Origin of the sequence: Croceibacterium xixiisoli (assembly GCF_009827305.1) — a bacterium.
Taxonomy (GTDB): domain Bacteria; phylum Pseudomonadota; class Alphaproteobacteria; order Sphingomonadales; family Sphingomonadaceae; genus Croceibacterium_C; species Croceibacterium_C xixiisoli.
This window is the reverse complement of sequence record NZ_WTYJ01000002.1, coordinates 560,905-573,945: the sequence shown is the minus strand read 5'-3', so window position 1 is coordinate 573,945 and position 13,041 is coordinate 560,905. Positions and strand designations below refer to the sequence as shown.

Sequence of the window (13,041 nt, the reverse complement as noted above, 5' to 3'; positions counted from 1 at the left end):
ATCAGGCGGGAATGTTTTCCGCCTGGTTGGTGGCTTCGGTGGGCAGATCCCCGGCCCGCATCAGCGCCGCCGTGAACATCTGTTCGGCGCGTTCTCGCGTGGTCTGGCGCTTGACGCCCAGTGACGATGCCAGCCTCTCCCCCATCAGCGCATCGCCGAGCGCCATGACCACCAGCGCCAGCGTGGCTTCGTGCATGATGCGTTGTGCGCCGGGTTCCAGTTCCTGCGGATGGAGTTCGTCGACCAATTGCTGAATCGTGGCGACGATGGGATCGAGCGCGCTTTCATTGCCGGTGACGAGCATCCAACTGGCCAGTGCGCCGCCGCCTTCCCGATCGAAGGCGTCGAAAGCCAGATCCACCACCTCCCTCGGGGAGCCGATGCCAGCACGGGCGGCGAACATCGCCTCCGAAATCGTATCGCAGACGGTTTCGGCCAGATGTTCGGCCAGAGCCTGCTGCAAACCGGCGGCTGAACCGAAATGATGGAGCAGATTGGCATGGGTGCGGTTGACCCTGGCGGCCACCGCCTTGAGCGTGACGGCCTGCGGCCCGGTTTCGATCAGCAGCTTGCGCGCTTCCTGCAGCGCGACGCGGCGGCTTTCTTCCTGCGGCAGACGTCGCCTGGTGGTGGTCATCGATCTGGCTCCTTCGCCAATGCCTCGGCCGCCCCCGACCCGAAACTTGTAACAGATGCTAAATCGATGATTTTGCTTAAGCAAGATGTTCCGATCATGGAATGATTTTGAAACAATTGCACAAACAGGCCCCGAAGCGGCATAATCGCAACATGCCAGCGGATGACGCTGGTGATGCGCGGCTGTATGAATGAGCCGACACATGCCGTCAGGACGGCGACAAGGGGGGCTATACGATGGATATACCTGACGATATTTTCACAGAGCCCGACAATGTCGATCCGGAAACGCTCCGCAATCTGGGCCCCTTGCGGCGGCTGGCCGGCACCTGGGAGGGGATGCGCGGGGTGGACGTAAACCCCAAGGCGGATGGCCCGGAGCGGCGCGAATATTATGAACGCGTCACCATGGAGCCAATCGATCCGCAGCCCAACGGGCCGCAATTGTTCTATGGGCTGCGGTATCGCATGCACATCAACACCCCGGACGAGCTGACCACCTTCCATGATCAGGTCGGTTACTGGCTGTGGGAGCCGGCGACGGGGCTGATCCTGCAGACGGTTGCGATTCCGCGCGGCCAGGTAGCGATCGCATCGGGCCATGCCACCCCCGGGGACGACCGGCTGGTGGTGACCGCCGCGCGGGGACAAACCGAGTATGGGATCTGTTCGACCAGCTTCCTGGAACTGGCATTTCGCACCGATGCCTATCGGCTGGAGGTGACATTCCACCCCGATGGCAGCTGGAGCTATATTTCCGATACCACGTTGCAGGTTCGCGGACAGGATGCGCCGTTCCAGCATCGCGACATGAACCGGCTGGTCAAGATCGCCGAGCCTGGCGAAAACCCGCTCGCCATCCGCACGCGGGCGGAAGCGAGTGCCGCATAGGCCCGCTGTGTGGCGCTGATCGGCCCGGTCGCGAAGAACCGGGCCGATCGACAATATCAGGCCGCTCGGGACACGGGATTGTCCTGCGGGCCGCCGTCACCGGCCAGATCATGCATGTATTCCGGGGTCAGCCGGCTGGCTTCGCAGGGGGTTTCCACGGTTGTCCGGCAGCGCCCGGTGGGGCGAAAGCCAGCCTTGCGCAGAATGCGGGCCGAGGCCGGATCATCCGCCGCGTGATGCGCGAACAGGCGCCGGTGACCGGTCATCCGGGCCAGATCGAGCAGGCCCTTCAACGCCTCCGTCGCGTAGCCCTGCCCCGCATGTTCGGGCGTGATCCAATAGCCGACTTCGGGTTGATCCTGATTGTCGAACAGCCCGCAGCCGCCGATGATCGCCCCGCCCGCGTCAGGCAAAGTGATCAGCAGATGCGGCAGGAAGGGATGACGCGGCGCATCGATGATAGCGCGAACATCCTTGTCGCCAAGCGGCCAGCAGCCAAACGGCATCATGCGCACCACTGAGCGATGCGCGATGGCATGGTTCAGTTCAGCAGCATCCTCTGCCCATGCAGGGCGCAGGAACAGCCTGTCGGTACGAATGAACATTGCGGTTCTCCTTCGAACGGATTGCCGCGCAACCCGCCCAGACTCGATTAAGCTCCGCATTTACGAACAGGCCCTTGCAGCCCGATCTGTGCGTTGCGTCGCGTCGTCGCGCCCCGCTAGCGGCGGTTTGTGACGGCTATCTTGCGAAGGAGAAACAAAAAAGGAGACGGGGCTGGCCCCATCTCCTCCAAAGCTGCCTGGTGCTTTCGCCGCCAGGCGGGGCCATCCCGGTGGATGACCCGTGCAGTCATCCGATTATTCGGCCGCGAGGGCCATCATATCCACGGATACGTATTTGCGGCCCAGCTTGCCGTCATGAAAACGCACGCGGCCTTCCGCGAGCGCAAACAGAGTGTGGTCCTTGCCGATGCCGACATTGCTGCCGGGATAGAACTTGGTGCCGCGCTGACGCACGATGATGTTGCCGCCAACCACTTCCTGGCCGCCGAACTTCTTTACGCCAAGACGACGGCCCGCAGAGTCGCGACCGTTGCGGGACGAACCGCCTGCCTTTTTATGTGCCATTGCGTTCTACTCCCTTCGTCTCAGACGCCGACGGACACGATGCGCAGCAGCGTGAGCTGCTGGCGGTGGCCATTGCGGCGGCGATAGTTGTGCCGGCGACGCTTCTTGAAAACGATCACCTTTTCGCTCTTCGCCTGGGCGATGATTTCAGCCGAAACCTTCACCGTGGCTGCGTCAGCGATCGAATCGCCTTCACCGGCGAGCAGGATGTCGCCCAGCTGGATCGTGTCACCGGCTTCACCCGCCAGCTTTTCGACTGCGATCTTGTCTCCTGCGGCGACGCGATACTGTTTGCCGCCCGTGCGCACTACTGCGAACATGATATCCAAATCCGTTCTTACGACTGTCCCCCGATGGGTTTCCCCACACGAACGACCAAAAGGGCGCTCATAAGGGCGCCGGAAAGAGCGTGGCCGATAAGCGAGGCCACACCGTCTGTCAATATGGATGCGGAGGCTCCCACGGCTTTCTCTCACCGCGAATCCCCCGCTCACCAGCGGGCTCTTACTATCGGTTTTTGGTGCGCGCTACCTCTGCTGCAATGATGCCCGGCGATCATTTCGCAATTTTGACAGGCAGGTGATTCCACGCGCCACAAAATCCGCCTAAGACACCAGCATCATGATCATGTCCCGCGCCATCCCGATCCTGTTGCTCGGCCTCTCGCTGGGCGCCTGCGCCCGCGCCAGCACCGATTACCCCAGCCTTGCCATCCGCGATGTCGAGCGCGCGCAGGGCACGATGCTGCCGCCCGCGCCCTATATTCCGCCGCCGATCTCAGCCGCGACAGGCGATCAGCTGACCCGGCTGGCACAGCAGGCCGATGCCGCCCATCGCGAATTCGGCACGCTGGCCGATCGCGCCCGCCGTGCCGTGACTGCGGCACGCGGCCAGGGGCCCGGCAGCGACAATTGGGCCGTGGCCCAGGTGGCGGTCGCACAGCTGGAATCGCAACGCAGCGCGACCATGATCCAGCTGGCCGATCTGGACCGGATCTTCGTGGATGCCGCCGCGCAGGGGAACGAGCTGACCCGGATCGAGGAAGTCCGGCAGAAGGTTTCCGCAATGGTCGACAGCGAGAACCTGCTGATCGACGAGCTGCTGCGCAGCCTGCGCTAGAGGGGCTTCAGCCCGGCTCCGCCCGGTCGATCAGGCCATTGTCCAGCAAAGGCGCGGCATCGATGTGCTGGGCATCCAGCAGCAGCGCCAGCCGCTCCACCGCAGCCAGAATCATGGCCTGTTCCCATTGAGGCAGGCCGGCAAAGCGATCGGTAAACACCGCCTGCAGGGGATCGGGCCCATCGGCCAGCGCCGCCTGCCCGGCCGGCAGCGGCGAGAGGATCGACTGACGCCGATCCTGTTCATTGCGGCGGCGCTGCACGAAGCCGAGTTCTTCCAGCCGATCCACATTGGCCGTGATCGTGGCCTGACTGAACTGCAGCGCCGCCGCAATGCTGCCGGGTGAAGCGGAGCCGCGCGCATCGATTTCCCTCAGCACCAGCCATTGCGACGGGGTCAGCCCAGTGGTGCTGGCCAGCTGGCGGCTGCCGATTTCGGTCGCGCGCAGAATCCGGCGAAGGGCGCGCAGGGTCAGAGTGGCAACTTCGGATTGCATGATCGCTGCATAGCAAACCCGTGCACCGATGCCATCCACTGCTCGTGCGCCCAAGACTGCGCCGCAACGACATACTTTGGTGACTGAAATATTTCTTACGCCCAATGCGGTTGAATTGCGATCTATCCCCCGTATATACCGCGCCGTCGCCGCCAGACACGCTCTGGCGATCCAAAAATAATTCAGGGGATGAAGAATCTCGGATCCGCAGCCCAAGCCCATTATCCACCGCACGCCAACCAGGGCGGGCATTTTCCAGCATGACGAGTTTTCCTTCCGCCCGCCGGTGGCCGGCGATGGCCCGGCGGTTTCCCGCCTGATCGGCTCCTGCCCTCCGCTCGATCCCAATTCGGCCTATTGCAACCTGTTGCAGTGCACGCATTTTGCCGATTGCTGCGTGCTGGCCGAACAGGATGGCCAGATCGGCGGCTGGGTTTCGGGCTATCGCCCGCCATCGGAACCCGACGCCCTGTTCATCTGGCAGGTTGCCGTTGCACCGCAGGCGAGAGGCCGGGGCCTGGCCGGGGAGATGATCAATCGCATTCTGGCGCGGTTTCCCCCCGGCAGCATCACCCATGTGATCACCACCATCACCGCCGACAATCCGGCATCCTGGGCCCTGTTCGAGGGTCTTGCCCGGCAATGGAGCACGCCGCTGACCCGCAGCGCGATGTTCGACCGGGACACACATTTCGCCGGCGCCCACGCCACCGAATGGCTGGCGCGTATCGGCCCGCTGCCGCGCTGATGCGGCAGCCCCAGCAAAGGAGCATCAGCATGATGACCAGCACCACCCCCCGCCCCACGACAACCATGCCCGATACCGGGATTTATGACCGACGGGAATCCGTCGTTCGCAGCTACGCCCGGTCCATGCCGCGCCAGTTCACCAAGGCGCAGGATGTCTGGATGCATGACAACCAGGGCGGACGATATCTGGATTTCCTGTCCGGCTGTTCGACGCTGAATTACGGCCACAATCATCCGGTGCTGAAGCAGGCGCTGATGGATTACATCGCCACCGACGGCATTGCCCACGGGCTGGACCTGCACACCGACGCCAAGGCGGAATTTCTGGGCGCGCTGGAATCGATCATCCTGGAACCGCGCGGGCTGGATTATCGGGTGATGTTCACCGGCCCGACCGGCACCAATGCGGTTGAGGCGGCGATCAAGCTGGCGCGCAAGGTGACGGGCCGCGAAATGGTGATCGCCTTCACCAACGGCTTCCACGGAATGACGCTGGGGTCCCTCGCCTGCACCGGCAATGCCGCCAAGCGCGGGGGTGCGGGCGTGCCGCTGTCCCACGTCGCGCATCTTCCGTATGACGGATATCACGGGGCCGATGTCGACACGGCCGAACTGCTGGCGCAGCGGCTGGAAGACCCGTCCAGCGGGCTGGATGCGCCGGCGGCCATCCTGGTCGAAACCGTGCAGGGAGAAGGCGGGCTGAATGTCGCATCGGCGGCATGGCTGCGCCGGATCGCCGCCATCGCGAAAGAGCATGGCGCGCTGCTGATCGTGGACGATATCCAGGCCGGCTGCGGCCGCACGGGCGGTTTCTTCAGCTTCGAAGGACTGGGCTTCACACCCGACATCGTGACCATGGCCAAATCGCTGTCCGGCATGGGCCTGCCGTTTGCGCTGACCCTGTTTCGGCCCGAGTTCGACCAATGGTCGCCCGGCGAGCACAATGGCACGTTTCGCGGCAACAACCATGCCTTCGTCACCGCCACGGCGGCGCTGCGCCATTTCTGGGCCGATGATGCGTTCACCCGGGACATCGCCCGCCGCGCGGAGATCGTGGCACAGCGGCTGGAGACCATTGCCGCCCGTCATGGCCTGTCCACCAAGGGCCGCGGGATGATGCGCGGGATCGACATGGGTTCGGGCGATCTGGCCGCGATGGTCATCGCCAGCTGTTTCGATCGCGGGCTGATCATCGAGACCAGCGGCGGCCATGACGAGATCATCAAGGTCCTGGCCCCGCTGGTGATCGACGATGCCGTGCTGTCGGCCGGGCTCGACATACTCGAGCGCAGCATCGACGAAATCGCCCATGCCAATTTCGACATCGCTGCCGAATAAAGGAGGAAACACATCATGATAGTTCGCAAACTGCAGGACATTCGCAAGTCGGACATGAATGTAAAATCCGATCAGTGGGAAAGCGCCCGCCTGCTGCTGAAAGATGATGACATGGGTTTTTCCTTCCATGTCACCACCATGTACGCGGGCGAGGAAATCCGCATGCATTACCAGAACCACCAGGAAGCCGTGCTGATCCTGAAGGGCACCGGCACGCTGGAGGATCTGGGTTCGGGCATCACCCACCCGCTCAAGGCCGGCGTGATGTACGCGCTGAACGACCACGACCGCCATGTCGTGCGCCCAGAAACCGACATTCTCTGCGCCTGCGTGTTCAACCCGCCGGTGACCGGCAGGGAAGTTCACGATGAAAACGGCGCCTATCCGGTCGAAGCGGACCTGATCCGCGTGGATGCCACCGTCACCTGATCAAGAAAGGGGGAAGATCCCTTGGAAGATATCTACCCATCCCGCCTCCACCCCACAGCCGAATTCCTGCCCCGCCGCGATCCGGTGGTGCACAGCCAATGGCATGAGGATGCTCCGATCGATCTGGAGCAGACCGCCAGCTTCGAAAGGGACGGCTTCCTGGTGCTGGAAGACCTGTTTTCAGAAGCAGAGGTTGCATTCCTGCAGACCGAAGCGGGCAAGCTGCTGTCCGATCCCGATGCGCTGGATCAGGAAACCGTCATCACGGAACCCGGCAGCCGCGAATTGCGATCGATTTTCCGGATCCATGATCAGAGCGCCATTGTCGCCCGCCTGGCTGCGGACGAACGGCTGGCCGGGGTCGCCCGGTTCCTGCTGGGTGACGAGGTCTACATCCATCAGTCGCGGCTGAACTACAAACCCGGTTTCCAGGGCAAGGAATTCTACTGGCACAGCGATTTCGAGACCTGGCATGTGGAAGACGGCATGCCGCGCATGCGGGCGCTGTCGATGTCGGTGCTGCTGGCGGAAAACACCCCCAACAACGGGCCGCTGATGCTGATCCCCGGATCGCACAGGGCCCTGCTGACCTGTGTCGGCCAGACGCCGCCCGACCATTATCTGACATCGCTGAAGAAGCAGGAATATGGCGTGCCCGACGAAGACAGCCTGGCCGAGCTGGCGTTCAAATACGGCATCGTCGCGCCCACGGGCAAGGCGGGATCGGTCGTGATCTTCGACTGCAATGTCATGCATGGATCGAACGGCAACATCACCCCCTTCCACCGGGCGAATGCCTTCCTGGTCTACAATGCGGTGAGCAACCGGCTGGGTGCGCCGTTCGGCGTGGACCGGCCGCGGCCGGATTTCATTGCCGCGCGCGGAGAGATCACCCCGATCGAGCCGGTTTCCGGAAGGCTGGCGAGCGAGGTGGCAGCATGAATGGCCATACGGTCGAAAAGATCGGCGGCACATCCATGCTGGCCACGGCAACCCTGTTCGACAATGTGCTGATCGGCGGACGGCGGGATCACGAACTCTACAACCGGGTGTTCGTGGTTTCGGCCTATGCGGGAATGACCGATCTGCTGCTGGAGCACAAGAAAACCGGCACGCCCGGGGTCTATGGCCGGTTCGTGGCCGACACCGACGCCGATGGCTGGCAATTGGCGATGGAGGCTGTGCGCAGCGCCATGCATGCGCGCAACGAACAGCTGTTCGCCCGGTCAGCCAGCCGTTCGCGCGCCGACAAATTCGTCGACCTGCGCATCGATGCGGCCAGCGCCTGCCTGGACGATCTCGCGCGGCTGCGCAGCCATGGGCGGTTCTGCGTCAAGGAACAGCTCAAGACCATTCGCGAGCTGCTGGCCGGCCTGGGCGAAGCGCATAGTGCGCACAGCACGGCCTTGTTGCTGCAGGATCGCGGGATCAACGCCGCCTTCGTCGACCTGACGCTTTGGAGCCAGCAGGATACGCGCGATCTGGACGCCAGGATCGTGGACGCATTCGGCGCGCTGGACCTGACGACCACGCTGCCGATCGTGACCGGCTATGCCGGATGCCGCGAAGGCATGGTGAGCCGTTATTCGCGCGGCTATTCCGAAATGACGTTTTCCCGCGTGGCGGTGCTGACCGGCGCGCGCGAGGCGATCATTCACAAGGAATTCCATCTGTCGAGCGCGGACCCGCAACTGGTCGGCCCGGACCGGGCGCGCAAGATCGGGCGGACCAATTACGATGTGGCCGACCAGCTGGCGAATTTGGGGATGGAAGCCATTCACCCGGGCGCCGGGCGCGGCCTGCGCCAGTCGGGCATTCCCCTGCGGGTGCGCAACACGTTTGATCGCGAAGACGAGGGAACGCTGATCAGCGGCGATTATGTCTCGAACCAGCCGCGTGTCGAGATCATCACCGGAGTCCGGCATGTGCAGGCGCTGCAATTCTTCGAACAGGACATGGTCGGGGTAAAGGGCTATGACACAGCGATCCTGGGGGTGCTGGCGAAGCATGGCGCGTGGATCGTCAGCAAATCATCCAATGCCAACACCATAACCCATTATCTCGCCAGCGATCCGGCGACCGTCAAACGGATCATCGCCGATCTGCAAGCGGTCTATCCCGATGCCGCCATATCGGCGCAGGCGGTGGCGGTGGTTTCGCTGATCGGCAGCGATATCGCGCGGCCCGCACTGGTGGCTAACGCGCTGAATGCGCTGGCTGCCGACGGGATCAGCGTGATGGCGCTGCAGCACCAGATCCGCAATGTGGATGTCCAGTTCATCATCGACGGCGGGCATTACGATACGGCGGTGCTGGCGCTGCATCGGGCGCTGGTCGAAGACGACCAGGGCGCGGCCGACCGCCAGGCGGCATGACCGCGCGTCGCCCAGGCTGATGCTGTCCGCGATTTCCCCGGTTCGGAGCCTGCTGCTTTCCATCTTCATCCTGATGGCGGGCAGCGGCTTCCTGGCCACGCTGATCAGCCTGCGGCTGGAACGCAGCGGCAGCAGCACGATGGTGATCGGCCTGGTGGCCACAGCCTATTTCGCGGGGCTGATGGCCGGCGCCCTGCGCGCGCCCGAGGTGGTGCGACGAGTGGGGCATATTCGCGCCTTCGCCGTGTTCGTCGCCCTGCTGTCTGCCAGCACATTGTCCTATTCGCTGATCCCGATCCCCGCGCTGTGGAGCGTGCTGCGGCTGGTGGACGGGATATGTGTGGCCGGCGTCTTCGTCTGCCTGGAAAGCTGGCTCAACGCCCGGGCCGAAGAGCAAAGCAGGGGCAGCGTGCTCGCCGCCTATATGGTGGCCCTCTATGGCGGGCAGGCCATCGGCCAGTTGCTGCTGGGCGCGACCGGGGGCATGCCCGGCGTGCCGTTCCAGATCGCATCGATCTGCATTTCCCTGGCGATCATCCCCTTGTGCCTGACCCGTAGCGCGGCACCGGCACCGCCGGAGACATCGTCTTTTTCGATCCGGGCGCTCATCAACTCGTCTCCGCTCGGTTCGATCGGGGCCTTTGCGACGGGGCTGATGCTGGGGGCGTTCTATGGCCTGGCGGCGGTGCATGTCCGCAGGCTGGGGCTGGACCTGGCCGAAACCGCACACTTCATGATGATCGTCATTCTGGGCGGGGTGGCGCTGCAATGGCCGCTGGGCCGCCTGTCCGACCGCTATGATCGGCGCCGGGTGATCGTGGGTGGATTTGCCGCGACATCGATCATCTCCATCCTGCTGGTCTTCCAGCAGGATGGCGGCGCGCTGCTGGCCTTCGGGGCGCTGTTCGGCGGGCTCAGCTTTGCGCTCTATCCGCTGTGCGTGGCGCATTGCAACGACCGGCTGATCGAAACGGAGCGGGTCGCCGCGAGCGGCCGGCTGGTGCTGCTGTATTCGCTTGGCGCCGTGGCCGGGCCTGTCGGCGCCGCCGGCGTCATGGAACTGACAGGGACCGGAGGCCTGTTTCTGTTCGTCGGCCTGGTAGCCGCACTGACCGCCCTCTTCGGCCTGTGGCGGCAGAAGGCGAGCGAGCCTGTGGCCGGATACAATCAGGGCGATTTCCAGATCGTGCCCCGCACGACCCCGGTCGCCGCCCTGCTGGACCCAAACACATCCGTCGATGATGGGCGGGAAGGACAATTGCATGATCGGTAAAGCCATCCCCGCCAGGGATATGAGCACGCCCTCCGAGGAGGAAAGATCGAACCTGCGCCGCGCCATTGCGGCCTCGGCGCTGGGCAATGCGACCGAATGGTTCGATTATGGCATCTATGCCTATGGGTTGACCTATATTTCCGCAGCGCTGTTCCCCGGCAGCACCGACGAGGCGGTGCTGTTCGCACTGGCGACGTTTGCCATTTCCTTCCTGGTGCGTCCGCTCGGCGGGCTCTTCTGGGGGCCGCTGGGCGATCGGATCGGTCGCAAATCCGTGCTGGCGCTCACGATCCTGATGATGTCGGCCGCGACGCTGTGTGTCGGGCTGATCCCGGATCACGCCACGATCGGTTTCTGGGCGCCCACGCTGCTGATCGCCCTGCGCATGATCCAGGGATTTTCCACCGGCGGCGAATATGGCGGGGCCGCGACATTCATGGCCGAATATGCGCCTGATGACCGGCGCGGTTTCTATGGCAGCTTTCTGGAATTCGGCACGCTGGCCGGATTTTCGCTCGGCGCGATGCTGATGCTGGGGTTTTCCCTGATGCTGGGCGAGGACGCCATGCACGCCTGGGGCTGGCGGGTGCCGTTTCTCGTCGCCGCGCCGATGGGGCTGATCGGCATGTATCTGCGGTCGCGCATGGAAGATACGCCAGTCTTCCGCGCGGCGTCGGCCCTGGAAGACGCAGGGCCCCCTGCCCCACCGCTCCGCCTGCTGATCGAACGCCATTGGCGCGCCATGCTGGTGGTGGGCGGCCTGGTGGTGGCGCTCAATGTCGTGAATTACTCCTTGCTCAGCTACATGCCCACCTATCTGCAGCGGCGGATCGGGCTGTCGGCCGATCAGGCCCTGATCGTTCCGATCATCGGCATGCTGTTGATGATGGTTTTCCTGCCCTGGGCCGGCGCCCTGTCCGATCGTATCGGACGCCGGGCGATGTGGCGCATTTCGCTGATCGGGCTGCTGGTCGGCGTGGTGCCGCTGTATATGCTGATGGGGACCGGCCTCTATGGCGCGGTTGCGGGCTTTGCGGTCCTCGGCCTGCTGTATGTGCCGCAACTGGCCACGATATCGGCCACCTTCCCGGCGCTGTTTCCGACCCAGGTGCGGTTCGCCGGGTTTGCCATCGCCTACAATGTCTCGACATCGATCTTCGGCGGCACCGCCCCGGCGGTCGGCAGCGGGCTGATTACCCTGACCGGCAACCCTTTGATGCCGGCCCTCTACATGATGCTGGCCTGCCTGGTCGGCCTGCTGGCGCTCCGCTTCATGCCGGAGACCGCCGGACAATCGCTGTACGACGATCCCTTTGCGCAGAAAGCGACACGATGACGGACTTGCCGGTGGTCAACACCCGCTTCAACGAACTGGTCGGCTCCCATATCAGCGAGCCCTGGATGCAGACCGGCCTGGCGCTGATCCTGCTGCTGATGGCAGCATGGGTGGCCAATTGGGTGGCCAAGCAGATCGTGCTGAAGCTGCTGCTGCGGCTGCTCGCGCATCTGCCCTTCAACATCGAGGCAGGCCACATCGGCGCGATCGTGGCGCGACTGTCCAACATCGTGCCGGCGCTGGTGATCCAATGGGGCATCCTGGCCATTCCCCATCTGCCGCCGAGCCTGGTCGGATTTGTCCGCAGCCTGTGCAGCGCCTTCATCATCCTGACCGTGGCCATCGCCATCGCCGGGTTGCTGACGCTGCTGAACGATCTGTACCAGCGCCGCCCCGGGGCGGCCAACCGGCCGATCAAGGGCTATGTGCAGTTGGGCAAGCTGCTGATCTACAGCGCGGGCACCATTTTGATGATCGCCGTGCTGATGGATCAATCCCCCATGCTGCTGCTGTCGGGCTTGGGTGCCATGGCGGCCGTGCTGCTGCTGGTGTTCAAGGACACAATCCTGTCACTGGTGGCGTCGGTGCAGATCGGATCGAACGACATGGTCCGCGTGGGTGACTGGATCGAAATGCCCAAGTTCAACGCCGATGGCGACGTGATCGATATCGCGCTGCACACGGTGAAGGTGCAGAATTTCGACAAGACCATCACCACCATTCCGACCCATCTGCTGATTTCCGAAAGCTTCCGCAATTGGCGCGGCATGTCCGAATCCGGCGGGCGACGCATCATGCGATCGCTGATGATCGATCAGAACAGCATCGGTTTTCTGAACAATGAGGGCGTGCGGAAAATGAACCGCTTCGCCCTGTTGCATGGCTATCTCGACGGCAAGCAGGATGAACTGGGCAATTGGAACAGCCAGCACGACCCGGACAGGACGGTCAACAGCCGCCGGCTGACCAATATCGGCACCTTCCGCGCCTATGTGCAAGCCTATCTGAAAGCGCGGCCCGATATCGCCGATGACAAGACGATGCTGGTCCGCCAATTGGCGCCGACCGAAAACGGGATGCCGCTGCAGATCTATGCCTTCGCCAACAGCACCGTGTGGGCGGAATATGAGCGCATCCAGGCCGATATCTTCGACCATCTGATCGCCATCATGGCAGAATTCGACCTGCGGCTGTTCCAGCATCCAGCCGGTTCGGATCTGGCGGGGCTGGCTTTCCAACGCCAAACGCTGGTGCGCGAACCGGGCTGA

At 63.6% G+C, this 13,041-nt stretch carries 15 protein-coding genes; 10 read left to right on the top strand and 5 right to left on the bottom strand.

All coding sequences use genetic code 11. From position 1 onward, the window contains the following. Position 1: 1 nt before the first annotated feature. Positions 2-637, bottom strand: coding sequence for a TetR/AcrR family transcriptional regulator (locus tag GRI97_RS11820; RefSeq protein ID WP_161391377.1), 636 nt, complete (start codon positions 635-637; stop codon positions 2-4). Positions 638-873: 236 nt separating this feature from the next. Here GRI97_RS11820 and GRI97_RS11815 point away from each other — a divergent pair, with 236 nt between their 5' ends. After that, complete coding sequence (locus tag GRI97_RS11815; protein WP_161391376.1) at positions 874-1,527, top strand: FABP family protein; 654 nt, start codon at positions 874-876, stop codon at positions 1,525-1,527. Positions 1,528-1,583: 56 nt separating this feature from the next. Here the strand turns inward: GRI97_RS11815 and GRI97_RS11810 are convergent, their stop codons facing one another. From GRI97_RS11810 to rplU, 3 genes are all read right to left on the bottom strand, one after another. Then, a complete protein-coding gene (locus GRI97_RS11810) occupies positions 1,584-2,132 on the bottom strand; it encodes a GNAT family N-acetyltransferase (RefSeq protein ID WP_161391375.1) in 549 nt (182 codons plus the stop codon). A gap of 255 nt (positions 2,133-2,387) precedes the next feature. Continuing rightward, the gene (gene rpmA, locus GRI97_RS11805) at positions 2,388-2,657 is read right to left on the bottom strand and encodes a 50S ribosomal protein L27 (protein WP_161391374.1); all 270 of its coding nucleotides are present in this window, start codon (positions 2,655-2,657) and stop codon (positions 2,388-2,390) included. 20 nt (positions 2,658-2,677) lie between these two features. After that, entirely contained in the window at positions 2,678-2,977 is a 300-nt protein-coding gene (rplU, locus tag GRI97_RS11800; RefSeq protein ID WP_161391373.1) for a 50S ribosomal protein L21, read from the bottom strand. 301 nt (positions 2,978-3,278) lie between these two features. On the opposite strand from rplU, the gene GRI97_RS11795 reads away from it, so the two are divergent. Then, the gene (locus GRI97_RS11795; RefSeq protein ID WP_161391372.1) at positions 3,279-3,776 is read left to right on the top strand and encodes a hypothetical protein; all 498 of its coding nucleotides are present in this window, start codon (positions 3,279-3,281) and stop codon (positions 3,774-3,776) included. Between the two features lie 7 nt (positions 3,777-3,783). Here the strand turns inward: GRI97_RS11795 and GRI97_RS11790 are convergent, their stop codons facing one another. Then, entirely contained in the window at positions 3,784-4,272 is a 489-nt protein-coding gene (locus GRI97_RS11790; RefSeq protein WP_161391371.1) for a MarR family winged helix-turn-helix transcriptional regulator, read from the bottom strand. Positions 4,273-4,588: 316 nt separating this feature from the next. On the opposite strand from GRI97_RS11790, the gene ectA reads away from it, so the two are divergent. The 8 genes from ectA to GRI97_RS11750 are packed head-to-tail and all read left to right on the top strand — an operon-like array spanning position 4,589 to position 13,041. Further along, entirely contained in the window at positions 4,589-5,020 is a 432-nt protein-coding gene (gene ectA, locus GRI97_RS11785) for a diaminobutyrate acetyltransferase (RefSeq protein WP_202392751.1), read from the top strand. Between the two features lie 29 nt (positions 5,021-5,049). Further along, positions 5,050-6,360, top strand: coding sequence for a diaminobutyrate--2-oxoglutarate transaminase (gene ectB, locus GRI97_RS11780; RefSeq protein WP_161391370.1), 1,311 nt, complete (start codon positions 5,050-5,052; stop codon positions 6,358-6,360). A gap of 15 nt (positions 6,361-6,375) precedes the next feature. After that, positions 6,376-6,789, top strand: a complete 414-nt coding sequence (locus GRI97_RS11775) for an ectoine synthase (protein ID WP_161391369.1) — start codon at positions 6,376-6,378, stop codon at positions 6,787-6,789. A gap of 21 nt (positions 6,790-6,810) precedes the next feature. Further along, the gene (gene thpD, locus GRI97_RS11770; protein WP_161391368.1) at positions 6,811-7,731 is read left to right on the top strand and encodes an ectoine hydroxylase; all 921 of its coding nucleotides are present in this window, start codon (positions 6,811-6,813) and stop codon (positions 7,729-7,731) included. After that, the gene (locus tag GRI97_RS11765; protein ID WP_161391367.1) at positions 7,728-9,164 is read left to right on the top strand and encodes an aspartate kinase; all 1,437 of its coding nucleotides are present in this window, start codon (positions 7,728-7,730) and stop codon (positions 9,162-9,164) included. The genes thpD and GRI97_RS11765 overlap by 4 nt, the downstream gene beginning before the upstream one ends. Before the next feature lie 19 nt (positions 9,165-9,183). Next, positions 9,184-10,437, top strand: coding sequence for an MFS transporter (locus GRI97_RS11760; protein ID WP_161391366.1), 1,254 nt, complete (start codon positions 9,184-9,186; stop codon positions 10,435-10,437). Next, positions 10,427-11,773 carry an MFS transporter gene (locus GRI97_RS11755; RefSeq protein WP_377019389.1) on the top strand — a complete coding sequence of 449 codons (1,347 nt, stop codon included), beginning with the start codon at positions 10,427-10,429 and terminating at the stop codon, positions 11,771-11,773. The genes GRI97_RS11760 and GRI97_RS11755 overlap by 11 nt, the downstream gene beginning before the upstream one ends. Beyond that, the gene (locus tag GRI97_RS11750; protein ID WP_161391364.1) at positions 11,770-13,041 is read left to right on the top strand and encodes a mechanosensitive ion channel family protein; all 1,272 of its coding nucleotides are present in this window, start codon (positions 11,770-11,772) and stop codon (positions 13,039-13,041) included. Before GRI97_RS11755 ends, GRI97_RS11750 begins: the two co-directional genes overlap by 4 nt.

What these genes read in the sequence shown, in the direction of transcription:
- GRI97_RS11820 (WP_161391377.1), bottom strand. Translation starts at nt 637, where the DNA reads ATGACCACCACCAGGCGACGTCTGCCGCAGGAAGAAAGCCGCCGCGTC.
- GRI97_RS11815 (WP_161391376.1), top strand. Translation starts at nt 874, where the DNA reads ATGGATATACCTGACGATATTTTCACAGAGCCCGACAATGTCGATCCG.
- GRI97_RS11810 (WP_161391375.1), bottom strand. Translation starts at nt 2,132, where the DNA reads ATGTTCATTCGTACCGACAGGCTGTTCCTGCGCCCTGCATGGGCAGAG.
- rpmA (WP_161391374.1), bottom strand. Translation starts at nt 2,657, where the DNA reads ATGGCACATAAAAAGGCAGGCGGTTCGTCCCGCAACGGTCGCGACTCT.
- rplU (WP_161391373.1), bottom strand. Translation starts at nt 2,977, where the DNA reads ATGTTCGCAGTAGTGCGCACGGGCGGCAAACAGTATCGCGTCGCCGCA.
- GRI97_RS11795 (WP_161391372.1), top strand. Translation starts at nt 3,279, where the DNA reads ATGATCATGTCCCGCGCCATCCCGATCCTGTTGCTCGGCCTCTCGCTG.
- GRI97_RS11790 (WP_161391371.1), bottom strand. Translation starts at nt 4,272, where the DNA reads ATGCAATCCGAAGTTGCCACTCTGACCCTGCGCGCCCTTCGCCGGATT.
- ectB (WP_161391370.1), top strand. Translation starts at nt 5,050, where the DNA reads ATGATGACCAGCACCACCCCCCGCCCCACGACAACCATGCCCGATACC.
- GRI97_RS11775 (WP_161391369.1), top strand. Translation starts at nt 6,376, where the DNA reads ATGATAGTTCGCAAACTGCAGGACATTCGCAAGTCGGACATGAATGTA.
- GRI97_RS11765 (WP_161391367.1), top strand. Translation starts at nt 7,728, where the DNA reads ATGAATGGCCATACGGTCGAAAAGATCGGCGGCACATCCATGCTGGCC.
- GRI97_RS11760 (WP_161391366.1), top strand. Translation starts at nt 9,184, where the DNA reads ATGCTGTCCGCGATTTCCCCGGTTCGGAGCCTGCTGCTTTCCATCTTC.
- GRI97_RS11755 (WP_377019389.1), top strand. Translation starts at nt 10,427, where the DNA reads ATGATCGGTAAAGCCATCCCCGCCAGGGATATGAGCACGCCCTCCGAG.
- GRI97_RS11750 (WP_161391364.1), top strand. Translation starts at nt 11,770, where the DNA reads ATGACGGACTTGCCGGTGGTCAACACCCGCTTCAACGAACTGGTCGGC.